The following is a 675-nucleotide window of genomic DNA, read 5'->3' as shown; positions in this document are numbered from 1 at the left end:
TTTGACGATTAATTTGGATAGAGCCTCTTTGCGTATGCTGACTGGCTCAGATTTAAGACTTCAAGGTGGTTCGATCAATGTTGATAATCGCGGAGTGATTGGGGCATTTGGTCAAATTACGGGGAACGACGCGACTATCAATATTGATAATGGTGATTTTGTTGTCGGCGAGACCACCGAGTTAGTTTTAGGGCCGTCATTAATATTTCTTTGAACAGCGTGGATACTGCCGTAACTGTCGAAGGGCGCTTGTCTGGTTCAGGCACGATTGGTGGTACTGGAGGTAGAATAGATATCCAAGGTGACTCTAACTTAACTCCAACACTTGGTGTACTAGATTTGGGCACTGCGTCTGATCCGTATGGAACGCTTACAACCGAAAACCAAGTTCGTTTTGTGAATGGTTTAGTTACAAACTCTCAAGCTGCTATTGATTCAGGTTTGTTTGATGGTGGCTACTACGATGTTGATATTGGTCTAACCGGAGGAACAACACCTGTAAACGATAAAATAATTTATGGTGCTGGCGGCGTTGATCTTACGCTCATGAAATCTATCCGTGTTGATGTGGCTGACAACTCAACCGCTGCGCAACTTCACCGAAAGTCGTTCCGTATGATAGAGGCAAAAAGCGGTGCGACAGGCAATATCGTCATGCAGCGTCAAACCATTGAG

2 protein-coding genes are annotated in these 675 nt (G+C 44.7%); both read left to right on the top strand.

All coding sequences use genetic code 11. From position 1 onward, the window contains the following. Nucleotides 1–214, top strand: a 214-nt coding sequence (locus tag A3739_RS08015) for a hypothetical protein (RefSeq protein WP_197472190.1), incomplete at its 5' end; no start/stop codon positions are given. A gap of 5 nt (nt 215–219) precedes the next feature. Next, nucleotides 220–675, top strand: a 456-nt coding sequence (locus A3739_RS08010; protein ID WP_156502463.1) for a hypothetical protein, incomplete at its 3' end; no start/stop codon positions are given.

The sequence above is a fragment of the Oleiphilus sp. HI0067 genome, from assembly GCF_001635735.1.
This window is presented reverse-complemented; position numbering and strand designations above follow the sequence as displayed.